The organism is Streptomyces canus, from assembly GCF_041435015.1.
In the GTDB taxonomy this organism is placed as follows: Bacteria; Actinomycetota; Actinomycetes; order Streptomycetales; family Streptomycetaceae; genus Streptomyces; species Streptomyces canus_G.
Window position 1 is genome coordinate 5,709,100 of record NZ_CP107989.1, and the last position, 22,403, is coordinate 5,731,502.

General features: G+C 71.8%; 19 protein-coding genes and 1 pseudogene. 11 read left to right on the plus strand and 9 right to left on the minus strand.

The genetic code is table 11. The features are described 5' to 3' along the window. Positions 1–42: 42 nt before the first annotated feature. Positions 43–1,395, minus strand: coding sequence for a zf-HC2 domain-containing protein (locus tag OG841_RS26175; protein ID WP_371570825.1), 1,353 nt, complete (start codon positions 1,393–1,395; stop codon positions 43–45). 371 nt (positions 1,396–1,766) lie between these two features. Then, a complete protein-coding gene (locus OG841_RS26180) occupies positions 1,767–2,348 on the minus strand; it encodes a sigma-70 family RNA polymerase sigma factor (protein ID WP_328639265.1) in 582 nt (193 codons plus the stop codon). Between the two features lie 315 nt (positions 2,349–2,663). Here OG841_RS26180 and OG841_RS26185 point away from each other — a divergent pair, with 315 nt between their 5' ends. After that, on the plus strand, positions 2,664–3,044 hold the full coding sequence (locus OG841_RS26185; RefSeq protein ID WP_311717794.1) for an STAS domain-containing protein: 381 nt from the start codon (positions 2,664–2,666) through the stop codon (positions 3,042–3,044). Positions 3,045–3,208: 164 nt separating this feature from the next. Then, complete coding sequence (locus OG841_RS26190) at positions 3,209–3,721, plus strand: EF-hand domain-containing protein (protein ID WP_326667293.1); 513 nt, start codon at positions 3,209–3,211, stop codon at positions 3,719–3,721. Here OG841_RS26190 and OG841_RS26195 read toward each other — a convergent pair. Then, complete coding sequence (locus OG841_RS26195; RefSeq protein WP_365119211.1) at positions 3,700–5,208, minus strand: class I adenylate-forming enzyme family protein; 1,509 nt, start codon at positions 5,206–5,208, stop codon at positions 3,700–3,702. The genes OG841_RS26190 and OG841_RS26195 overlap by 22 nt on opposite strands. A gap of 139 nt (positions 5,209–5,347) precedes the next feature. Here OG841_RS26195 and OG841_RS26200 point away from each other — a divergent pair, with 139 nt between their 5' ends. From OG841_RS26200 to OG841_RS26215, 4 genes and pseudogenes are all read left to right on the plus strand, one after another. Beyond that, a complete protein-coding gene (locus OG841_RS26200) occupies positions 5,348–6,481 on the plus strand; it encodes an acyl-CoA dehydrogenase family protein (RefSeq protein ID WP_371566941.1) in 1,134 nt (377 codons plus the stop codon). A gap of 1 nt (position 6,482) precedes the next feature. Continuing rightward, a pseudogene (locus OG841_RS26205) lies at positions 6,483–6,932 on the plus strand (acyl-CoA dehydrogenase family protein); the annotation flags it as partial. Positions 6,933–7,208: 276 nt separating this feature from the next. Next, entirely contained in the window at positions 7,209–7,871 is a 663-nt protein-coding gene (locus OG841_RS26210) for an acyl-CoA dehydrogenase family protein (RefSeq protein WP_371570827.1), read from the plus strand. A gap of 509 nt (positions 7,872–8,380) precedes the next feature. Then, on the plus strand, positions 8,381–8,842 hold the full coding sequence (locus OG841_RS26215) for an ATP-binding protein (RefSeq protein ID WP_328643570.1): 462 nt from the start codon (positions 8,381–8,383) through the stop codon (positions 8,840–8,842). Between the two features lie 316 nt (positions 8,843–9,158). On the opposite strand, the gene OG841_RS26220 is transcribed toward OG841_RS26215, so the two are convergent. Next, the gene (locus tag OG841_RS26220; RefSeq protein WP_266384638.1) at positions 9,159–10,085 is read right to left on the minus strand and encodes a cyclase family protein; all 927 of its coding nucleotides are present in this window, start codon (positions 10,083–10,085) and stop codon (positions 9,159–9,161) included. Between the two features lie 85 nt (positions 10,086–10,170). On the opposite strand from OG841_RS26220, the gene OG841_RS26225 reads away from it, so the two are divergent. From OG841_RS26225 to OG841_RS26240, 4 genes are all read left to right on the plus strand, one after another. Continuing rightward, the gene (locus OG841_RS26225) at positions 10,171–11,037 is read left to right on the plus strand and encodes an SDR family oxidoreductase (protein WP_365119207.1); all 867 of its coding nucleotides are present in this window, start codon (positions 10,171–10,173) and stop codon (positions 11,035–11,037) included. Between the two features lie 132 nt (positions 11,038–11,169). Beyond that, positions 11,170–12,321 carry an acyl-CoA dehydrogenase family protein gene (locus OG841_RS26230; protein ID WP_371566942.1) on the plus strand — a complete coding sequence of 384 codons (1,152 nt, stop codon included), beginning with the start codon at positions 11,170–11,172 and terminating at the stop codon, positions 12,319–12,321. Then, positions 12,321–13,370, plus strand: a complete 1,050-nt coding sequence (locus OG841_RS26235) for a Zn-dependent alcohol dehydrogenase (protein ID WP_328639260.1) — start codon at positions 12,321–12,323, stop codon at positions 13,368–13,370. Before OG841_RS26230 ends, OG841_RS26235 begins: the two co-directional genes overlap by 1 nt. Positions 13,371–13,444: 74 nt before the next feature. Further along, positions 13,445–14,728 carry an MFS transporter gene (locus OG841_RS26240; RefSeq protein WP_365119203.1) on the plus strand — a complete coding sequence of 428 codons (1,284 nt, stop codon included), beginning with the start codon at positions 13,445–13,447 and terminating at the stop codon, positions 14,726–14,728. Here the strand turns inward: OG841_RS26240 and OG841_RS26245 are convergent. Beyond that, positions 14,615–15,664: a GlxA family transcriptional regulator gene (locus OG841_RS26245; protein WP_365119201.1), complete on the minus strand. Its 1,050-nt coding sequence runs from the start codon at positions 15,662–15,664 to the stop codon at positions 14,615–14,617. The genes OG841_RS26240 and OG841_RS26245 overlap by 114 nt on opposite strands. A 71-nt stretch (positions 15,665–15,735) precedes the next feature. On the opposite strand from OG841_RS26245, the gene OG841_RS26250 reads away from it, so the two are divergent. Further along, positions 15,736–17,046 carry an MFS transporter gene (locus OG841_RS26250; RefSeq protein WP_365119200.1) on the plus strand — a complete coding sequence of 437 codons (1,311 nt, stop codon included), beginning with the start codon at positions 15,736–15,738 and terminating at the stop codon, positions 17,044–17,046. 4 nt (positions 17,047–17,050) lie between these two features. Here the strand turns inward: OG841_RS26250 and OG841_RS26255 are convergent, their stop codons facing one another. From OG841_RS26255 to OG841_RS26270, 4 genes are all read right to left on the minus strand, one after another. Next, entirely contained in the window at positions 17,051–17,644 is a 594-nt protein-coding gene (locus tag OG841_RS26255; RefSeq protein WP_365119198.1) for a flavin reductase family protein, read from the minus strand. A gap of 60 nt (positions 17,645–17,704) precedes the next feature. After that, complete coding sequence (locus tag OG841_RS26260) at positions 17,705–18,496, minus strand: enoyl-CoA hydratase/isomerase family protein (protein ID WP_365119196.1); 792 nt, start codon at positions 18,494–18,496, stop codon at positions 17,705–17,707. Further along, positions 18,487–20,712 (minus strand): acetate--CoA ligase family protein, encoded by a 2,226-nt coding sequence (locus OG841_RS26265; protein WP_328639254.1) that lies wholly within the window; start codon positions 20,710–20,712, stop codon positions 18,487–18,489. The genes OG841_RS26260 and OG841_RS26265 overlap by 10 nt, the downstream gene beginning before the upstream one ends. Positions 20,713–20,818: 106 nt before the next feature. After that, positions 20,819–22,315, minus strand: a complete 1,497-nt coding sequence (locus OG841_RS26270; RefSeq protein ID WP_328639253.1) for a flavin monoamine oxidase family protein — start codon at positions 22,313–22,315, stop codon at positions 20,819–20,821. Positions 22,316–22,403: the final 88 nt, after the last annotated feature.

Genomic DNA, 22,403 nt, shown 5'->3' on the forward strand with positions numbered 1-22,403 from the left:
ACCACGAACCACCCGCAGCCGCCTACGAGCCCCCGCCCGCCCCTACATCCGGCTCAAGCTCGCCGCCGCGAACAGTACGTCCCTGATCGCCTCGCGATCACCCAGCTGCCCCGCCGCGGCCTCCGCCGGCGGCACATGGCCCGCGGCCAGCTGGCAGAACTCCACGCCGTCCAGCGCCACATGGGCCACCTCGTGCTCCGCCGAACCCACCGCCGCGGGGGAGTCCAGGGGGATCAGCCACTCGCCTCCACCCAGGCCCTCGATCTCCAGACGCAGAGTGCGGCCAGGGCCTCCGGCGCTCACGAGATGCCGTCCATGGGTCGGTGACGCCAAGCCCTTCTGCCGCCGTTCCGCCAGCACCGCGGGCAGCACGCGGGCCGCCAGGTCGATCATGCGGTGGAGATGGCGGGGGGACGGCGGCTCGTAGGGGTAGTCGACCGCCTCCGCGATGTCCTCCGCGTGGACCCAGCACTCGAAGGCACGGTCCAGCATCGCGTCGTGGAGGGGGAGGACGAAATCGCCGTAGGCCACCTCGAGTTTGCCGGAGGTGCCGCCGGTGAACGACACCGTGCGGACGAGGTCGTGGCTCTGCTCGCGCCAGGGGGTCCGTACCGAGCGGGTCGGCGGGAAGTGCGACGCGCGCCAGTACGCCTCGGTGCGGCCGGCCGGTGTGGGCGCGTCCACGGAGACCTCGCCCATCGGATCGTCCAGACCCAGGGCGACCGCGACGAGGCCGTCGACCGACATCAGGTGGGCTATGACCCCGGCGACCGTCGTACGCCGGCTCGTCGCCTCCTCGGCGTCGAACCAGCGCAGCCGCACCGGCGCGTGCCACTCGGAGTCGCCGAAGTCCTGCAGCAGGGCGTCGAGGCGGGCGGTCTCGGCGTCGTACGGCGTCGCCCACTCGGGCACCGGGATGCGCGGCGGACGCCGGTCGAGGCAGCCGTCGAGGACGCGGGTGCGCAGGCCGGGGTCCAGGTCGAGGCTCTCCGGGCGCTGCAACAGGCCCACCGCCCCGCGCAGCCGCAGTGCCTCCTCGGCGCAGGCGCCGCAGACGCCGAGGTGGTCCTCCACGGCGGCCGTCTCCTCCGCCGAACACGCGGCCAGCGCCCACGCCCCGAGCAGCGCCTTCAGCACCCGGTGCTCCAGGACGAGGGGCGCGGGGGTGACCGGCACCTCCAGCACCGGCAGCGGACGGCCGGTGTCCTCGACGGAGGCGCGGGGGAGCGGTATGCGGGGCGGGTGCTGGGGGTCCGTGCCGTGCGAGTCGTCGCCCGCGAGGTCGTCGGGGCCGCCGCCGCCCGCACTGCCCGCGCCTCCGGCGCCGGGGCGGGTCGCGTCAGCGGCGCCGTGCGTACCCCCGGGGCCGGGGTGGCCCGGTCCGTCCGCGCCCAGGGGGGACGGATCGCCGAAGCCTCCCGCGCCGACGCCGGTCGGATCGCCGTTGCCGTGCTCGTCCGTGCCGGGCCGGGGCGCGTCGCCGGTGCCGTGCGTACCCCCGGGGCCGGGGTGGCCCGGTCCGTCCGCGCCCAGGGGGGACGGATCGCCGAAGCCTCCCGCGCCGACGCCGGTCGGATCGCCGTCCGTGCCCGGGCCGCCCTCGTGGTCGTCGCCCGCGCTGCGGGTGCCGTCGTCGCCGTTTCCGAGGCCGTCGCTCATTTTCCCCGTGCTCCCGGGAAACACCCCACGGTCCCCCGAACCCTCGCGCGCCCCCCTGCCCTCGTACCCGTCCTGCTGGTCGTGCGCCTCGAAACCGTCTGCTCCGCTCACGCCGCGCCTCCGTATCCCGGCGGCGCCCCGGGCGCTCCCGTGTCGTGGGCCGTGGACAGGAGCTGGAGGCCCAGGCGGAGGCGGCGGCGGGCCTCGTCCTCGGTGATGCTGAGGTCGGCGGCCGCCTGGCGGTAGTCACGGCGCTGGAAGTAGGCCAGCTCCAGGGCGGCCCGCAGCGGGGTGGGCATGGACTGGACGATGTAGTCGGCGCGGGCGGCGACCGAGGCGTGGCGCACCTTGCGCTCCAGTTCCTCCGTGGAGCCCTCGGCGCCCTGGGTGAGCGCGGCGGTCTCGGTGGCGCGCAGCCGCTGCACGGCCAGGCGGTGGGTCAGCCCGGCGACCCAGGAGCGCAGCGGTCCCTGTTTGGGGTCGTAGGCCTCGGGGTGCTCCCAGACGTGGACGAAGACCTCCCGTGTGATGCCGTCGGCGGCGCGCTCATCTCCGAGCACGCGATGGGCGAGGCCGTGCACGAGTGAAGCGAAACGGTCGTAGAGCTCGCCGAGGGCGGCCGCCTCACCGCGTGCGAGCCGCTGCTGCATCTTGCGGTCCCAGCGGGGCGGTGCGTCCTTCTTCGCCATGCGGCCCCCTCACCCCTGGAAGTGTCCGGGTCAAGCCTGCGCCCACCGTCTCCTCGAATGTAGTCGGCACCTCCGGCAGCGCACGCCCCTTTGTTCCAATGCACGCCCCCTGACGGGCCGCAGGTGGTAGTGGACCTTCCCCTACCCGCCCACTCACTGATCAGACCTGATCGAACAGGATCGAAGCCGACTAAAACAAGCCTCTTTCGAACCATTTCCGTTTCTCGGTCTTTGTTTCAGGGAACGGCCGCTGGGCAGCCGCGCTGCAAGGAAGCGTAGGAAAGGCTTCCGTTTGCTTTCCGGCGAGCGAAGGGCATGGTGGTGGCGTTCAATGTGACCGGCAACGAGCAGGGCGACTGGACCGTGCTCAGTGTGACGGGCGAGCTGGACCTGGTGACCTCGCCGGTGCTCCGCCAGCGCGTCCACGACGTGGTGGCCGAGGGGCGCCACAGTCTCGTCCTCGACCTCTCGGATGTGTACTTCTGCGACTCCAGCGGTGTCGGCGTCCTCATCGCCTCCCGCCGCCTGATCCGCTCCTGCCAGGGTGATCTGCGCCTGATCCTCCCGGCCCAGGGCGCCGCCGACGGCTCCCACGTCAACCGCGTCCTCGGCGCCCTCGGCGTCCGCCGGCTGTTCGAGGTCCACCCGGACCTGGACTCGGCGACCGACGAGGAGGCGGGACCACTGTCGGCCTGAGCGCGTACGCCGGTTGTGACCTGGGGCACCCCGACTGCCACACCGTTGTCCCGAAATTCCTCCGGTCTTGGCACAGGCGCCGCCTTCCGGCCCCCGGGGCGCCGCCCGCGTCGTACGCTCCGTGCGAGATGCACCCGATGTGATGTGAGGCGGCCCGAAGAGACATGGTCAGCAGCGAGTACGAGCGCAGGATCGCCGGCCGGTTCGTCACCTTCGACCAGGACGGCAACGGCTACATCGACCGCGAGGACTTCAACGTGGCGGCCAAGGCGCTGCTCACGGAGTTCGGTACCGCGGCACGCTCCGACAAGGGACAGGCGCTGTACGTCGGCGCGGAGGCGTTCTGGCAGGGCATGGCCGGGATCGCGGACCGGGACGGCGACCAGCGGATCACCCGGGACGAGTTCGTGAACGGCGCGGTCAAGCGGCTGCGCGACAACCCGGAACGCTTCGCCGAGATCGCCCGCCCCTTCCTGCACGCCGCGCTCGCCGTCGCGGACCAGGACGGCGACGGACGCGCCACCGTCGAGGACACCGCGCGCGTGCTGAGGATCCTCGGTGTGAGCGAGGACATCGCGCGGGCCGCCGCGGCCACCCTGGACGCCGACGGCGACGGCAAGGTCGGCGAGGACGAGATCGTGCCCGCCTTCGCCCGCTACTTCACCGTGCCCGAATAGCGCTCCCTGAGCTGGTACTTCAGGACCTTCCGCAGGGTCTCGTTGCGCGGGAGGGCGTCCACCACCTCCACCTGCTCCGGCAGCTTGTGGGTCGAGAGCCCTTCCGCGCGCAGATACGCGGTCACGGCGTCCAGGGTCAGCTTCCCCGCGCCCTCGGGCTGTTCCACCACGGCACACACGCGTTCCCCCCGCTCGGCGTCCGGCAGCCCGATCACGGCCACGTCCCCGACGTCCGGATGCGCGGCCAGCAGGTCCTCGATCTCCTTCGCCGAGATGTTCTCGCCCTTGCGGATGATCACGTCCTTGAGCCGTCCGGTGAGCACCAGGTGGCCGCCGGCCGTGAGACGTCCGAGATCCCCTGTGCGCAGATAGCCCTCCTCGTCGAAGGCCTCCGCCGTCTGGGAGGGGTCGAGATACCCCTGACACACCGCCTCCCCCTTCAGCCGCACCTCCCCGTCCACGATCCGCACGGACATCCCCTCCGGCGCCCGTCCCTCGGTCGTCGCGAGGTTCTCCACCGTGTCGTCCGGATCTCCCATGGTGATCATCGGCACCTCGGTCATGCCGTACCCGTGCGTCAGCTGCACCCCCAGCTCCCGTACGACGGCGTGATAGACCTCCGGCGGCTTGGGCGCCCCGCCGCCCGCGAGCAGCCGCAAGGAGGGGATGATCTTCTCGCCCGGTTGTTTGCGCTGCTCGGTGAGGAACATCGAGTAGAACGCCGTCGAACCGCCTGCCACCGTCACCCCGTGGCGGCGGTATCCCTCCAGCGCCTCCGGCAGGGCGAACTGCTCGAACATCACCGCCGGAAAGCCGTACAGCAGCAGCATCACGGTGTAGTCCGGGCCCGCGATGTGCGCGTACGGGAAGGCCATCGACCCCACGTCGTCCGCCGTGAGGCGCAGCGCGTGCGCGAGGCAGGAGCCGCCCGCGATCAGTGAACGGTCCGTGTGGAGAACGCCCTTGGGGTCGGAGGTGGTTCCCGAGGTCCAGTAGATCCACCGGACGGAGGTGCCGTCGGCGGGCGGGGCGGGCAGGACGGCCGGATCGCCGTCCGGGAGGTCGTCGTACGCCTCGAAGACCCCCTTCGCGCCGAGCCGCCGGGCCATCTCCGTGTGGTCGAAGCCGCGCCAGACGCCCGGTACGGCGAAGAACTCCGCCTTCGACTCCCGCAGGGCGAAGGCGACTTCGCGGTCCCGGTAGAACGGGATGACGGGCGACTGCACGGCGCCCAGACGGGCGAGCGCGAAGGAGAGCAGGGCCGTCTCGACACGGGTCGGCAGCTGCCAGGCGACGACCGTGCCGGGGCGTACGCCCATGTCGTACAGGCCGGCCGCCACCCGCTCGGCACGCGCGCGCAGCTCGCCGAAGGTGAGCGTGCGGTCGTCCTGGAGGAGCACCCGGCGGTCGGGGGTCAGGTCGGCGCGGCGGGCGACCAGCTCCCAGAGGGTGCGGGACGCGCTGAGCGCGTGGGCGGTGTCGGTCACGGCGGCCCCCTTGTGGAACTGACGGGTAGTCAGATCGTGGGCAGAGCGTAGGGCGGGACGCCTTGTCGGTCCAGGGGTGCGGGACTTAGCCTTCCGGTGCGAGCGGTATCTGACGGGTTATCAGATATGGAGTGCCGTCATGGATCTCGCGTACACGCCGGAAGAGGAGGAGTTCCGGGCGCGGCTGCGGGAGTGGCTCGCCAAGGCGCTCCCCACGCTGCCGCCGAAGCCGTCCCCGCAGGACTGGCCCGGGCGCAGGACCTACGACCTCGGCTGGCAGCGCATGCTGTACGACGCCGGGTACGCGCACGTGCACTGGGACGCGTCGCCCACCACGCGGCTGATCTTCCTGGAGGAGACGGCGGCCGCGGGCGCGCCCTATGTGGGCGCCGGGTTCGTCGGACTGCTCCACGCGGGACCGACGATCGCCGCCGAGGGCACCGCCGAGCAGCGGGAACGCTGGCTGACGCCGATCCTGCGGGGCGAGGAGGTCTGGTGCCAGGGGTTCAGCGAACCGGACGCCGGGAGCGACCTCGCGGCGCTGCGCACGCGCGCGTGTAGGGACGGCGACGACTATGTGGTGACCGGGTCCAAGATCTGGACCTCGCACGCCGAAGTGGCCGACTGGTGCGAGCTGCTGGTGCGGACGGATCCGGCGGCTCCGAAGCACCGGGGCATCACCTGGCTCGCGATGCCCATGTCCTCGCCCGGTGTCGAGGTGCGCCCCTTGCGCACGCTCGCCGGGTCCGCCGAGTTCGCCGAGGTGTTCCTCGACGAGGTGCGGGTGCCGGTGGCGAACCGGGTGGGCGAGGAGAACGACGGCTGGCGCGTGACCATGGTGACGCTGTCCTTCGAGCGCGGAACGGCCTTCGTGGGCGAGGTCGTCGCCTGTCGGCGGGTGCTGGGCGAACTCGCCCGTACGGCACGGGAGAACGGGCGCTGGGACGATCCCGTGCTGAGGCGGCGGCTGGGGCGGCTGAACGCCGAGTTCCGTGCGCTGTGGCGGCTGACGCAGTGGAACGTGAGCGAGGCCGAGGCGAGTGGCGGGGTGCCGGGGGTGGGAGGTTCGGTTTTCAAGCTCCGCTACTCGCACGCCCGCCAGGAGTTGTACGACGCCGCCGCGGACGTACTGGGGCCGGACGGTCTGGATCTCGACCGGCCCTGGGTGCTCGACCGGTTGTCCTCGCTGTCGTACACGATCGCGGCCGGGACCTCGCAGATTCAGCGGAACATCGTGGCCGAGCGGATTCTCGGGCTGCCGAAGGGGCGTTGACGTGCGCTTTCAACTGACCGAGGACCAGAAGGCGTTGCGTGGCGGAATGCGGGAGCTGCTCGCGCGGCGCTTCGACGGGGCCGCGCTGCGGGCCGCCGCGGAGGAACCCCGTCTGGACCGGGCGCTGTGGCGGGAGTTGGGTGCGGCGGGGTTCTTCGCGCTGCGGGTGCCGGAGGCGGACGGCGGGGTCGGGCTGGGGTTGCCGGAAGCCGTGCTGGTCTTCGAGGAGGCCGGGCGGGCCCTGCTGCCGGGGCCGCTGGTGGCCACCCACCTCGCGGCGGGCACGGTGCCGGGGGCGGCTACCGGCGAGGCGGTGGTGACGGACGTCGACAGCGGCGGGCTGGTCGAGTGGCTGTCCGAGGCGGACGTCGTGCGCGGAGACGCCACGGCGGCCGTATCGCTGCGGTCCGTGGACCCGCTGACGCCGCTGCACCGGATTCCCGGAGCGGGGGGCGGGCCGGGTCGGGCCGGGCCCGCGTGCGATCCGGGGACGGGGGCGGGGCAGGAATCCTCTGTGCGGCTTCCGGAGACGGGGGTGGGGCAGGAATCCTCCGAGCGGCTCTCTGCGACGGGCCCGTCGCCGACGCCCGGGTCGTCCTCGGCTGCCGCGCCCGGTTCGTCTTCTCTCACCGCCCTCGATTCGCGTTCCGCGGCTGCGCCTGGTTCGTCCTCCGTCGAGGGTGCTGGTTCGTCGTCGGCGGCCGTTGGTGGTTCGTCGGCGGCTGCCGTGTCCGGCTCGGCTTTCGTCGGCGCCCCCGGTTCGCGTTCCGCGACTGCGGCTGGTTCGTCTTCCGGCGAGGCTGCTGGTTCTCCTTCCGCGGCCGCCGCCGGCCGGTCCTCCGAGACCGCCCCCGGCCGGTACTCCGCGGCTGCCCAGGGCCGGTCCTCCACGACCGCCTCCGGCCGGTTCTCCACCACTGACCCCGCGCGCGGCCCCTCGCCGTCGGGTCTCCCTGTGTCCCGATCCCTCCACGTCTCCGACCCCGTTGCCGTACTCCTGACCGCCGCCGAGCAGCTCGGTACCGCCACGCGCGTGTGTGAGCTCGCTGTGCAACACGCCGGGGCGCGGGAGCAGTTCGGGCAGCCGATCGGGGCCTTTCAGGCGGTCAAGCACCTGTGTGCGCAGATGCTGGTGCGGGCCGAGACCGCCCGGGCCGCGGTGTACGCGGCCGCCGTGACCGCCGACCCGGTGGACGTCGCCGCGGCCCGGCTGCTGGCCGACGACGCGGCCGAGCGGGGTGCCAGGGACTGTCTCCAGGTGCACGGCGGGATGGGCTTCACCTGGGAGTGCGAGGTGCAGCTGCATCTGAAGCGGGCCTGGGTGCGGGCCCGGAGGGCCGGCGGCGGTGCGGAGAGTGAGGAGTTGCTCGCCGTCGATCTGTTGGCCTGAGGCGCCCGCGACCGGCCCGCACCCCGGCGGGTCCGGAGCGGATGTCGCGGATTGTGGCATACCGGAATCACGGAGCGTTGGTATCGGGTTGTGTCCTATGTGTGACTCGTCACGTCCTGGAGTCGGCGCCCCGCTCCGGTACCTTGTGTGAGATGCGAGTGGTTCCGAGCATGAGCCATGCCGGTGTTGCCGAAGAGGCGGCCCCGGACCCGGCGATGCGCGCCGCTGTTCGCGGGGCGGGAGGCCCTGCGGTCACCGCTTGTTCGACTTCCCGTGGTGGGCGTCGCACAGTATCCCGCACGGGTAATCCTTCGCGCTGGAATATGCCCGAAGCGCTTGTTGGCGTGACTGTACGTCAACCATGCTGTCCTGTAAGGGATTCACGTTCTGTGACCCCGGCTTTGGTCATTGTTCTGGTCATGCAAAAAATGGCTACGATCGTGGCCCTCGTGAGGCGCGAGGCCATGTGCCCGCCGGTTCGGATGGTGTGAGCGGTGCAGGTGCTTCAAGTGCAGCTGGAGATCCGGCCCGACCCCGCAGAGGTGGGGCGAGCCCGGCGGTGGGCCCGTTCGCGGCTCGCCGTATGCGGGATGGAGCTCGACGAACCGCTCGCCGAGATCCTGATCCTGCTCGTGTCGGAGCTCGTCACCAACGCCGTGGTGCACACCGGCCGGCCGGCCGTCCTGCGCCTGTCCCTGCCGGATGCCGAGGTGGAGTCGGCCACCGTCCGTCTCGAGGTCGCCGACCGCAGCGGCCGGGCCCCGGTGCCGCGCTGCGCCGACGGTGAGGCGACCGGCGGCCGCGGCCTCGCGCTGGTCGACGGCCTCGCGGACCGCTGGGGCTGGAGCCCCGAAGGCACGGGCAAGAGCATCTGGTGCGAGCTCGACCGCTGCGAGCAGCCGCGACAGAGCGCGGAGACCTACGACATCGACGCCTCGGCCTATGAGGGGTTCGCGTTCGAGGCGGTGTGACCGGCGCACGGTCGCAGAGGCCGCCGTCACCCTTTGCTCGAGGCGGGTCGGTGCGCCGGGACGTGCATCCGTGCGCGGTCATGGCAAATGGGTCGTAAGTAATAAATCCCCGTACCGGTGTTGACGCAGCGTGTTCGATTGATGACGCTGGTGGTCAGCGATTCGCCGCGAGGGGACGCCGAGGGCTTCGGTGACGGAAGCCCCCGACGAGTGTGGATCGTGACGCGGTGTCGATTTCCTCAGGGCGGAAGGAAGTCGATGACGGCGGCGCGCGAGACCGTGCTCGGGGCGGGTTGCGCGCCGCCGACCGACCACCTCACAGAACGGCCACCGGGGCCACCGGCGTTCCGGTGCCGCCGGCGAACGGCTCGGGCATCGCCGACAGCAGGAACGCGTACCGGCCAAGTTGTCCACAGGCTGTGGACAACTCTTCCAGGTTCCAGTTCTGGCCCTGCAGCATCCCCATCTCCACCAGGTCCAGGGCGTGCACCGGCAACCACAGGTCCTCGATCTCGGGCGGAAAGATCTCGAACGTGAGTGTGTCGTTGGCGACCGCCGCGACATCGCGCGCGTGGAACCACTCCGGGGTGCGGACCGACAGGCCCGGCGACGGATAGGCGTACGCCTCCTTGTCCCCGGCGAGATACACCTGGATCTGTCCGGTCCGTACGAGCACGATGTCACCGGCACGCACGCGCGTGCCCGCGAGTTCCTCGGCGGCCTCCAGGTCCTCGGGGGTCACGGCGTGGCCACCGTCGAGCCGGTCCACGCCCCGCGCGCGGGCCACGTCGAGCAGTACCCCGCGCGAGACCACGTGCCGCGCCTTGTCGATACCGCTGAACTCGGCGCCGCCGTGCGGGGTGATGGTGCCGGCCGGGCGTCCGTTGTAGAGCATGCCGGAGTGCGAGACATGGGTGAGCGCGTCCCAGTGGGTGGCGGCCTGCAGGCCCATGGTCACCGCGTCGTCGCTGCAGGCGACCGTTCCCGGTCCGAAGATCTCCTGGTTGATCTGCACCATCACGTGCAGGGGGTTGACCCGGCCCGGCATCATCCCGGTCTGCACGCCGTCCTGCCTGAGGGGCAGGGCGAGAGGGATGCGACGACCCGTGCGGACGGTCGCGGCGGCCTCGCGAACGACCTCGTCGGTGATCAGGTTCAGGGTGCCGATCTCGTCGTCGGCGCCCCAACGACCCCAGTTGTTCACGCGCTTGGCGATGTCGTGGAACGCGGCCGGAAGTGACATCGGGCCCTCCCCGGGGCTTGTGTCCGCACATCTGACAGGTCATAAAATCTAACGGTCCGTCAGAAACCGCGGGAAGGGGCCGGGCATGGGGAACTTCTTGGCAGGCAGGGTCGTCGCCGTGACCGGCGCGGGGCGGGGGATCGGGCGGGCGGTCGCGCTGGCCGCGGCGGGGGAGGGGGCGCGCGTCGTCGTCAACGACTACGGCGTCTCCGTGGACGGGGCGTCCCCTGCGAGCGATGTCGCCTCGAGTGTGGTGAAGGAGATCGAGGCGGCCGGGGGTGAGGCCGTCGCCGTGGCCGACGACATCTCGACGATGGCGGGTGGGCAGCGCGTCGTCGATGTCGCGTTGTCCTCCTATGGGCGGCTCGACGGTGTCGTCTGCGTCGCCGGGATCCTGCGTGAGCGGATGCTGTTCAACATGACCGAGGAGGAGTGGGATCCGGTCCTCGCCACGCATTTGAAGGGGACGTTCACGGTGTTCCGGGCGGCCTCCGCGGTGATGCGGAAGCAGCGGGCGGGGACCCTGATCGGGTTCACCAGCGGGAATCACCAGGGGTCGGTTTCGCAGGCGAATTACAGCGCGGCGAAGGGCGGGATCATCTCGCTGGTCCGTAGTGCGGCGCTCGGGTTGCACAAATATGGGGTGACCGCGAACGCGGTGGCGCCTGTCGCCCGTACGCGGATGTCGGCGAACGTGCCGTTCGAGCTGACGGAGATCGGGGAGCCGGAGGACGTGGCCGCCATGGTGGTCTACCTGCTGTCGGCGCGGGCCCAGGAGATCACCGGGCAGGTGTACACCGTGGCGGGGCCGAAGATCGCGGTGTGGGCTCAGCCTCGGGAGTTGCGCGCCGCGTATGCCTCCGGCGGGTGGACGCCGGAAACGATCGCGGAGTTTTTGCCGGGGAGCGTGGGAGTGGATCCGATGCCGTTGCTTTCTGGGCCGAATGCCTAGTGGCTCGGGGGTGCTCCTTGTGGGGCGGCTGCGGGTTGTCTGTGGCTTGTCGCGCCCGCGCGGCGGAGCCGCAAATCGATGCAGCCCCGCGCCCCTGGTTCTCAACTCGTCCAGTACTGAGAGGAGACGTTCGTGGACTTTGGGTTCAGTGCTGACGACGAGGCGTTTCGCAGCGAGGCACGGGAATGGCTGTCCAGCCACGTGGACGGGGCCCAGGACCGCCGTACCTGGGAACGTACCCTCGGTAAGTCCGGGTGGATCGGGATCGGCTGGGAGGAATCCGGGTACGGCAACCGGACCGCCACCCTCACCCAGCAGGTCGTCTGGGCCGAGGAGTACGCGGGGTCGGGGGCGCCGGCGCGGTCCGGGCACATCGGGGAGAAGTTGCTGGCTCCCACTCTCCTGGCGCACGGGACCGACGAGCAGAAGGCGCGCTTTCTTCCTCCCGTCGCCGCCGGGGAGGAGCTGTGGTGCCAGGGGTACAGCGAACCCGGGGCGGGGTCCGACCTCGCGGGGGTGCGGACCAGGGCCACGCGGGTCGAGGACGGGACGTATCGGATCAGCGGGCAGAAGATCTGGACGTCCCTCGCTCATGAGGCGGACTGGTGTTTCGTCCTCGCACGGACCGATCCGGACTCCCGCCGGCATCACGGGCTGTCGTTCCTCCTCGTTCCCATGGACCAGCCGGGGCGCATCGAGGTGCGGCCCATTCGGCAGATGACCGGGACCAGTGAGTTCAACGAGGTCTTCTTCGACGGGGCACACGCGCGTGCGGAGCATGTCGTGGGGGGTGAGGGGCACGGCTGGCAGGTGGCGATGAGTCTGTTGGGGTTCGAGCGCGGAGTGTCCACGCTGGCCCAACAGGTCGGGTTCGCCGAGGAGTTGACGCGGGTGGTGCAGACCGCCGTACGGACTGGCGCTGCTTCCGATCCGGTCGTGCGGGCGCTGCTCGTGCGGCAGTGGGCCGAGCTGCGGACCATGCGGTGGAACGCCCTGCGGACGCTGGGGGGCTCGGGGGACGCCGGGGCCTCCAGCGTGGCCAAGCTGCTGTGGGCGGGGTGGCATCAACGGCTCGGGGAACTGGCGATGCTCGTGCGGGGGGCGGAGGCGACGGTCGGGCCCGGAGACTGGTCCCCTTCCTCACCGTACGAACTCGACGCCCTGCAGCACCTGTTCCTGTTCTCGCGGGCCGACACCATCTACGGCGGCTCGGACCAGATCCAGCGCACCATCATCGCCGAGCGGGTGCTCGGTCTGCCCAGGGAACCCAAGGGGGTCGTCTGATGCGCGGCGTGCTGTTCGACGGGAGGCAGATCCAGGTCGTCGACGATCTGGAGGTGCGGGATCCGGGACCCGGGGAGGTGCAGGTCGCGATCTCGGCGGCCGGGCTGTGCCACAGCGACCTGTCCGTGGTGGACGGAACGATTCCGTTCCCGGTCCCGGTGGTGCTGGGGCATGAGGGCGCGGGCGTGGTGGAGGCGGTGGGGGACGGGGTCACCCATGTCGGGCCCGGGGACCATGTGGCGCTGTCCACGCTCGCCAACTGCGGTGCCTGCGCCGACTGCGACCGGGGGCGGCCGACCATGTGCCGCAAAGCCATCGGGCGGCCCCAAAAACCCTTCTCGCGGGGCGGGGAGCGGGTGTTCCAGTTCGCGTGCAACTCCGCCTTCGCGGAACGGACGGTGGTGAAGGCCGTCCAGGCGGTCCGGATCCCGAAGGACATTCCCCTGCCGTCCGCCGCGCTCATCGGGTGCGGGGTGCTGACCGGGGTGGGGGCCGTGCTCAACCGGGCCCGGGTGGACCGGGGGGAGAGCGTGCTGGTCATCGGGACCGGGGGGATCGGGCTCAACGTCATCCAGGGCGCGCGGATCGCGGGGGCGTCGCGGATCGTGGCGGTGGACGCCAATCCGGCGAAGGAGGCGATGGCCCGGCAGTTCGGGGCGACCGACTTCCTGACGGCGGCGGAGGGAGTACGGGACCTGCTGCCGCACGGCGTGGACCACGCCTTCGAGTGCGTCGGCCGGGTCGAACTCGTGCGCGCCGCCGTGGACTTGCTGGACCGGCACGGCCAGGCGGTCCTGCTGGGGGTCCCGGCGGCGGGTGCGGAGGCGTCCTTCGTCGTCTCGTCGATGTTCCTCGACAAGTCCATCCTCGGCTGCCGCTACGGTTCGTCGCGGCCGCAGCGGGACATCCCGCTGTACGCCGAGCTCTACCGGGAGGGACGGCTGTTCCTCGACGAGCTGGTCACGGAGACCTATCCCATCGAGGACTTCGAGAAGGCGGTGGGGGACGCGGAGGCGGGGCGGGTGGCTCGGGGCGTGCTCACGTTCTAGGCAGCGGGCGGGGTTTTCCACAGGCCCTGGAAAACCCTTGGAGCGATGTCAGTGCCGGGCCCTAGCTTCGACGCATGACCTACCGAGACGTCGCCTCCCCGCAGGTCCTGGTCTGGGCCTGCACGTCCGTCGGCGCCCGTATGCCGGTGGCGATGGCTCCACTGGCCCTCGTCTTCCTGGTGCGCGAGAGACCAGGAGGGTACGCGCTGGGAGCGGTGCTCGCGGCGGCCTATGTGATCGGTGAGATCGTCGGCGCCCCGGTGCTCGGGATGCGGCTGCCCCCCGAGCGTCCCCGGCCCCGGCTGGCGGCGGGGCTCGCGACCGGGGCCTTCGGGTTCGCGGGGCTCGGGGTGTTTCCCGACGCGCCCTCCCTGGTGCTGGGCGCGTTCGCCTTCCTGGCCGGGGCCGCTCCCGCCGCCGCGACCGGCGGGCTGCGCGCACTGCTCACCGAGCTGGTCCCGGAGCGGGCCGTCGCGCAGGCGCTGTCCACCGAATCGATGCTCAACTCCGTCATCTGGGCCGTCTCCCCGGCCGCCGTCGCCGGCCTCGCCCTCCAAGTCGCGCCCCACGTACCCCTGTTGCTCGCCGCCGCGCTGATGGCGGCGTCGGTCGCGGGACTGTGGCTGCTCCCGGACGGATGGACGGTGGACGACTCGGCGGGCGGCGCGTGGTCCGGCGGATCGCTGCCCCGGCTGCTGCTGGGCGCCTGGCCGGTGTATGTCACGGGCGCGGCCAGCCTCAGCCTGCTGGGCCTCGCCGAACTCGTCCTTCCCGCCCTGCTCGAACAGCGCGGCATAGCCGTCGGCTGGTCGGGACCGCTGCTGACCGGCCTTGCGGTGGGCGGCGGACTCGGGGCGTTCCTCTACGGCCTGCGCACCTGGCCCGGTCTGCTGCGCACCCGCAGTGTGGTGCTGATGTGCGGCACCTCGGTCTGCGTGACGCTCATCGCGGTGATACCGAACACCGCCGGGATCGCGACCGCGCTCGCCGTGGGCGGCCTGCTCCAGTCGGGCGCGCTGGTCACCCGCAACCTCGCCCTGCGCGACGCGCTTCCGCCCGGGGCGCTGGCCGCCGGCTACTCCGTGATGTACGCGGCGGCGGGCGCGGGTTACGCGGCCACGGGTTCGCTCGCCGGAGTCCTGCTCAAGGTGACGGTGCCGTCCACCGCCGTCCTGGCCGGGGTGGCGTTGACCCTCGCGCTGACGGGGGTCGGGTGGTGGGGGGAGGTGCGCCGCGCGGGGAGCTCAGCGCGGGGCGCCGACGCCGTCGGAGTGTCCGGCAGCGTGGTCGAGGGTCCCGCTCCCGGTCCGGAAGGTGCGCCGATAGGCGGTCGGTGTGACGCCGAGGGCCGTCTGTAGGTGCTGGCGCATCGACTGGGCGGTGCCGAAGCCCGCGTCGTGGGCGACCTGGTCGACGGAGAGGTCGGTGGACTCCAGGAGATGCCGGGCGCGTTCCACTCGTTGCTGGGTGAGCCACTGGCCGGGGCTGACGCCGACCTCCTCGCGGAAGCGGCGCGTGAAGGTGCGCACGGACATGGCCTCCTGCTCGGCCATGTCCCGCAGCTGGATCGGCTCGTGCAGACGGCCGAGCGCCCAGGCGCGGGCCGAGGTCGTGGTCGCCTGCTGCGGGTCGGGCACGGGCCGGTGGATGTACTGCGCCTGACCGCCGTCGCGGTGCGGCGGTACGACGGTGCGGCGGGCCACGTCGTTGGCGATCGCCGTGCCGTGGTCGCGGCGCACCATGTGCAGGCACAGGTCGATTCCGGCGGCCACGCCCGCGGAGGTCAGGATGTCCCCGTCGTCGATGAACAGGACCTCCGGGTCGACCTTGACCTGCGGGAAGAGCCGCTGGAGACGGTCGGAGTCGGCCCAGTGCGTGGTGGCCGGGCGGCCGTCGAGAAGGCGGGCGGCGGCCAGGACGTAGACGCCGGTGCAGATGGAGGCGAGCCGGGTGCCGGGGCGGATGTGGGCGAGGGCGGCGGCCAGTTCGTCGGTCAGCACGCCCTGCTCGAAGACCGGGCCCAGTTCGTAGGACGCCGGGACGATCACGGTGTCGGCGGTCGCCAGGATCTCCGGTCCGTGCTCGACCTGGACGGCGAAGTCGGCGTCGGTCCGCACCGGGCCCGGCGGGCGGATCGAGCAGGTGAGGACCTCGTACAGCAGGCGCCCCTCGGCGTCCCTTGGGCGGCCGAAGATCCGGTGCGGGATGCCCAGCTCGAACGGCAGGACACCGTCCATGGCGAGGACGACCACGCGGTGCGGGCGGAACTCCGGGGGACGACCGTCAGGGCTCATGGCCCGATCCTAACGAATGCTGTCCTTCGGGCCAATGGATCCGGGGCGGCGCAGGACGGAAGCTCTATGTCGTGACCCAGACAAGCGAAGCCGCCGTGCAGGCAGCCCACACGGAACACCAGTCGGCCCCTCGTATCCACCGCGCCTGGTTCGTCGCCGCCGTCACCTTCGTGACGATCATCGGAGCGGCCGCCTTCCGCTCCCTGCCGGGCCTGCTCATCGACCCCCTGCACGACGACTTCGGCTGGTCGCGGGGCACCATCAGCGCGGCCGTCTCCGTCAACCTCGCGCTGTACGGCCTGACCGCGCCCTTCGCGGCGGCGCTGATGGACCGCTTCGGCATCCGGCGGGTGGTCGCGGTCGCGCTGACTGTGATCGCGGTCGGTTCGGGCCTGACCGTGTGGATGACGGCGGCCTGGCAGCTGATGCTGTACTGGGGCCTGCTCGTCGGTCTCGGCAGCGGCTCGATGGCCCTGGCGTTCGCCGCGACCGTCACCAACCGCTGGTTCACCGAGCGGCGCGGCCTGGTCACCGGCATCCTGACCGCCGCCTCCGCCTCCGGTCAGCTGATCTTCCTGCCGGTGCTGTCCTGGATGGTCGAGAAGCACGACTGGCGCCCGGCGGCGATCACGGTCGCGCTCGCCGCCCTCGCGGTCGTCCCCTTCGTCTGGCTGCTGCTGCGCGACCACCCGGCCGACGTGGGCCTGAAGCCGTACGGCGCCAAGGAGTTCGTGCCGAAGCCGGAGCCGGTCCCGGGCGCCGCGCGCCGAGCCGTCATGGTCCTGTTCAAGGCCGCCCGCACCGGCCCCTTCTGGCTGCTGGCCGGCACCTTCGCGATCTGCGGCGCCTCCACCAACGGCCTGATCCAGACCCACTTCGTGCCCGCCGCCCACGACCACGGCATGCCCGTCACCGCGGCCGCCTCGCTGCTCGCGGTGATCGGCGTGTTCGACGTGGTCGGCACGGTGGCCTCCGGCTGGTTCACCGACCGCTTCGAACCGCGCCGCCTGCTCGCCGTCTACTACGCCCTGCGCGGCATCTCGCTCCTGTTCCTGCCCATGCTGCTGGCCCCCTCGGTCCACCCGCCGATGCTCTTCTTCATCGTCTTCTACGGCCTCGACTGGGTCGCCACCGTCCCGCCCACCGTCGCCCTGTGCCGCGAGCAGTACGGCGACGACAGCGCGATCGTCTTCGGCTGGGTTCTCGCCTCCCACCAGGTCGGCGCGGCGCTGATCGCCTTCCTCGGCGGTGTCGCCCGGGACGTGTTCGGCTCGTACGACATGATCTGGTACGCGTCCGGCGCGCTGTGCGCGGCGGCGGCGCTGATGGCGCTGGTGATCAGGAGGAGGCCCGCCGCGGTGCCCTTGGCGGCGGCGGCCTAGACCTCTAGAGGAACCGCCCCTTGTGGAACAGGAGGGGCGGTTCGCCGTCTCCGTCGCCCGGCCCGAGTGCGTCCACCCGCCCCACCACGATCAGATGGTCCCCGCCGGTGTGCACCGCGTGGATCGTGCAGTCGATCCAGGCGAGGGTGCCCGCGAGGCGGGGAGAGCCGGAGGCCGGTGCCGGGGCGTGGGCCACACCCGCGAACTTGTCCGCGCCGCTCACCGCGAACGCCCTGCACAACTCGCCCTGTTCCGCGCTCAGGACGTTCACGCAGAAGGCGCCCGCCTGGGCGATGCGGGGCCAGGTCGTCGACGTACGGCCCACCATGAAGGCGACGAGCGGCGGGTCGAGGGAGAGGGCGGAGAAGGACTGGCAGGCGAAACCGGCCGGCTCCTCGCCGGGCGGCCCGGGTGCCGTCACCACGGTCACGCCGCTCGCGAACAATCCCAGCACGCGCCGGAACTCGGCCTGCTCGACGGGCGCGCGCTCGTCCTCCCGCACACACCGCAGCTCCGGGCGGGGCAGCGCCTCGACCGCGAGGCTCCTGCCGGACCGGAGGTAGCGGACGGCGGCCTCGGCCATTCCTGCTTGTCCCATCACACCCCCATTGAAGCTGACGGATCGTCAGATAGGAAGGGGGTTGTCCCCGTCTGACCGTCAACGGCCCCGGTACTCGGGGCTCCTGCGCTCCACGAAGCTCGCCACGCCCTCCTGCGCGTCCTGCGTCGTCATGTTGATCTCCTGGGCGGCGGCCTCCGCGGCGAAGGCGGTGGCGCGGTCGGTGTCCAGGGAGGCGTTCACGAGCTGTTTCGTCAGGGCGAGGGCGCGGGTCGGGCCGGCGGCCAGGCGCTCGGCCCATTCGCGGGCCGTCTTGGTCAGCTCCTCGTCCTCCAGGACCCGGTTGACGAGACCCAGCCGTTCGGCTTCGCGAGCGGTGAGCGCCTCGCCGAAGAACATCAGCTCCTTCGCCCGCCGCGGGCCGATCAGACGAGGGAGGAGGTAGGCGCCGCCGCCGTCGGGGACCAGGCCCCGGCGGACGAAGACCTCGACGAACTTGGCCGACTCGGCCGCCAGTACGAGATCGCAGGCGAAGGCGAGGTGCGCGCCGAGGCCGGCCGCGGTGCCGTTCACCGCGGCGATCACCGGCTTCTCGCAGTCCAGGACGGCCGCGATCAGCCTTTGGGCCCCCAGCCGCAGGGTGCGGGCCACATCGCCGGCGACGCGTTCTCCCGCACCGGAGGCCCCTCGCAGGTCCGCACCCGCGCAGAAGCCGCGGCCGGTTCCGGTGAGGACGACGGCCCGCACGTCCGGATCGGCCGACGCCCGGTCCAACAGTTCGACGACCAGGTCCCGTTGACCGGGCGTGAGGGCGTTGAGCACCTCCGGCCTGTTGAGGGTGATGTACGAGACCTGGCCGTCGACGATGTGCCGCACCTCGCTCACCGGCACACCACCAACGCGTCCAGCGCCACCGCCCCCTGCCCCCGGGGCAGCACCATCAGCGGGTTGATGTCGAGCTCCGCGACCTCGTCCCCCAGCTCCAGGGCCATGCGCTGCACGCGCAGCACGACCTCCACGAGGGCGTCGAGATCCGCGGCCGGCCGCCCCCGGACCCCGTCGAGGAGGGCCCGACCGCGCAGATCGTCCAGCATGTCCCGGGCCTGCTCCTCACCGAAGGGCGGCACGCGCACGGCCGTGTCCCGCAGCACCTCGACCAGGACCCCGCCGAGCCCGACCGTCACCGTCGGCCCGAACAGCTCGTCGTGCGCGGCCCCCACGACCATCTCCACGCCCCGCTCGACCATCTGGCAGACCAGGACACCGTCCAGCGAGACGTCCTCGTAGCGGGCGATGTCGGTCAGCTCGCGGTAGGCGTCCCGTACTTGGCTGGCGGAGGTCAGGCCGATCTTCACCAGGCCCAGCTCGGTCTTGTGGGCGATCTTCGCGCCGGACGCCTTCATCACCACCGGATAGCCCACCAGGCCCGCCGCACGGACGGCCGCCGCCGCGCTGGTCACCAGCTGCTCGCGCGGCACCCGGATCCCGTACGCCCGCAGCAGCTGCTTCGCCGCGTGCTCGCTCAGCTGCTGGCCCGGGCGCATCAGGGCCTGTGCCTTGCGGAAGGAGGGCGAGGGGGTGCGCGGGGCCTCGTCGAAGGGGGAGCGGTAGCCGCTGACGAAGCGGTGGTGGTCGAGGTAGGCGCGGACCGCGGTGATGCAGTTGCCGACCGTGCGGAAGGTGGCCACCCGGGAGGAACCGAGCAGGACCTCGCGGTAGGCAGGCTCGGTGCCGACGGGCGAACCCCACACCACGCAGACCAGCTTGTCGGTCTGCTCGGCCGCGTCCACCAGGTCCTGCACCAGCCGGTCGCTCAGCGGAGGAAAGGGCCCGGTGACCGGACAGATCAGTACCCCGACCGAGGGGTCCGCGAGGATCGCGTCGATGATCTTCCGGCCGCGCCAGTCGCCGACCGGGTGCCCGCCGTTGTCGACGGGGTTGGCCACGCTCAGGAACTCCGGTATCCACTGGTGCAGTTCGGTCTGCTTCGCCTCCGGGAGAGTGGGGAGCCTGAGGCCCGCCTCCGTCGCCAGGTCGGCGAAGTGCGCGCCGGTGCCGCCCGAGATCGAGTAGACGACGACCCCCTCGGCGCGCGGCGGCCTCGCGCGGGCCAACAGGGCCGCGGTGTCCTGGAGTTCGTCGAGACCGTCGACGCGGATCACGCCGTACTGCCGCATCGCGGCGTCCACCACCGTGTCCGCGCCGGTGAGTTTGCCGGTGTGGGAGGCGGCCGTGCGGGCGCCGGTCTCGGTGCGGCCGACCTTGACCGCGACCACGGGCACCTTGCGGCGGGCGGCCCGGTCGGCGGCGAGCAGGAAGGAGCGGCCGTCCTTCAGGCCCTCGAGGTAGCAGGCGATGGCGCCGACCTCGGGACGCTCGGCGAAGTAGGAGAGGAAGTCGGCGCTCTCGAGATCGGCCTCGTTGCCGGTGGGGGCCCAGTGGGTGAGGCGGATGCCGAGCTCCTGGAGGGCGAAGACCGGGCGGCCCTGGTGTCCGGACTGGGTGATGAGGGCGATCCCGGGCCCGTCGAGGTCGTCGCGGAACGACGAGAAGGCGTTCAGGTTGGTGTTGGGCCCCAGCAGCCGCATCCCGGACTCCGTCACGGCGGCGGCGAGACGCTCCTGCGCCGCCACCCCCTCCTCGCCGGTCTCCGCGAAGCCGGAGGCGAAGACGACCGCGAACTTCACCTTGGCCTCGGCCAGTTGCCCGATCAGCGGAAGAGGCTCCGCGACCAGCAGAACGGCGAGATCGACCTGCTCGGGCAGGTCCGCGACGGCTGCCACACAGGGGATGCCGAAGACCGACGGGCGGGTCGGATGCACCGGGTGCAGCCGGGCTCCGACCCGGTCCGCCCAGTCGATCAACTGCCGGGTGACACCGGTGTTCGGACGGCCCTCGGCGTCCGAGGCGCCGATCACGGCGACCGACTCCGGACGGAAGAAGCGGTCCAGATCGGGGACGTCGGCATACAGCGGACGGCCGCCGACGTCGAGATCGTCGACCTCGGCGGGCCGGCCGTGGACGGCGGGCCCGGGTTGCTCGCCGCACGCGACGACCCGGGCCCGGCGGGAGTCGGTGGTGAGGGTGCCGTGGGTTGATCCAAGCATCGGTCCGCCCGCTCCTGTCGTGACAGCACTAATAACTGACGCAGTGTCAGATTACAGAACTGACGAGGTGTCAGGAACGGGCGTGCACGCAAAGTTGATGCGCCGACTACAGGACCGCGAGAACCTCCTTGGCCACTCGCTCGCCCGACCGCACCGCACCGTCCATGAAGCCCATCCAGTGCAGGGACGTCTCCGTACCGGCCCAGTGGATGCCGCCGACGGGGGTGCGCAGGGCGGGACCGTACTGGGTGAGCACTCCGGGCGCGCCGATGGAGACGGGGCCGCCGCGGGTGTAGGCCTCGTTGTTCCAGCGTTGCAGGACGAAGGAGGTGGGGGAGGCCGCTTTCGAGCCGAAGTACGTCACGTAGTCCTTGAGGACGGCCGCCTTGACCTCCGCCTCGCTCGCCGCGTCGTACTTGCGGGCCTCGTCGGCCTCGATGAAGCCCATCAGGGCGCCGTAGGAGGCGTCGGGCGGGGAGTTGTCGAAGGTCGAGCTGATCACGCCGGTGTCGCTGACGACCTGGCCGTTGAGGCCGTCCGCCCGCCAGAAGGGGGTGTCGTAGATCGCGATCGCCTTGCCGACCGAGGCCATCGGAAGGCGCTGGGTGAGCTGGTCGCGGGCGGCGGGCAGCAGCGGGTCGTAGGTGATGCGGGCCGCGAGCGGCGGCGGTACGGCGACGACGACCCGTTTGGCCGTGACGGTGACCCCGTCGGCCGTGACGACGTACTTCGCGCCGGACTTGGCGATCGTGCGCACCGGGGCGTTCAGCACCACCCGGTCGCCCAGGGTAGCGGCGAGCTTGATCGGCACCAGCTGGGAGCCGCCGACGAAGCGCAGTTCCTGGGCGCCGCCCGCGGTCTCGGTGAGGCGTTCCAGGGTGCCGGGAGTAGTCTCGTTGCCGGCGGCGGCGATGTAGAAGAGGACGAACAGGAGGGAGAGCTCGCGCGGTTCGGCCGAGAAGATCGATGTGCAGGCCACGTCCAGGAGGAACTTGGCCGACGGGATCACGGCGTTGGCGCGCAGCCAGGTCTCGAAGGTCTGCCGGTCCCACTCCTCGGCCTTGGCGGCGGTCCAGGGCGCGTCGAGCGGGATCGTCTTGGCCATGTCGTCGAGGGAGGCCTGGACGATCGCCGCGTTGGCGAGACCGGCGGCGTCGATCGGCGGGACCGAGCCGAGGAGGCCGTCGGTGGCGTAGGGGGTCTTCTTGCCGTCCTTGTAGAGCAGGTTCTTGCCGGTGTTGTAGGTGGCGAAGGTCCCCACCCCGAGCGAGTCCGCAAGGGCCTTGATGCGGTCCTGGGTGGGGCCGATGAACTCGCCGCCGCCCTCGGTGACACCGCCGCCCGCCAGGGGCAGGTTGAGGACCCGGCCGCCGACCCGGTCACGGGCCTCCAGTACGGCGACGGTCTTGCCGCCCGCGACCAGGTCACGGGCCGCGGTGAGCCCGGCGAGACCGCCGCCGACGATCGCGACGTCCACGTCACGGGTGGCGGCGGATGCGGGGGAGGCGGCGGTGCCGGTCAGGGTGACGGCACCGGCCGCCGCGGCGGCACCGCCGAGCAGGGAGCGCCGGGAGAGCGGGGGGAGCTGTCTTTCGCGTGCCACGTGCGTCCTCCGTGGTGGAGAGAGTGTGGAGCTAGAACATGAGAAGTGTTCACATTCTGGCCCCGCACGGTGGCACACGACAACGCTC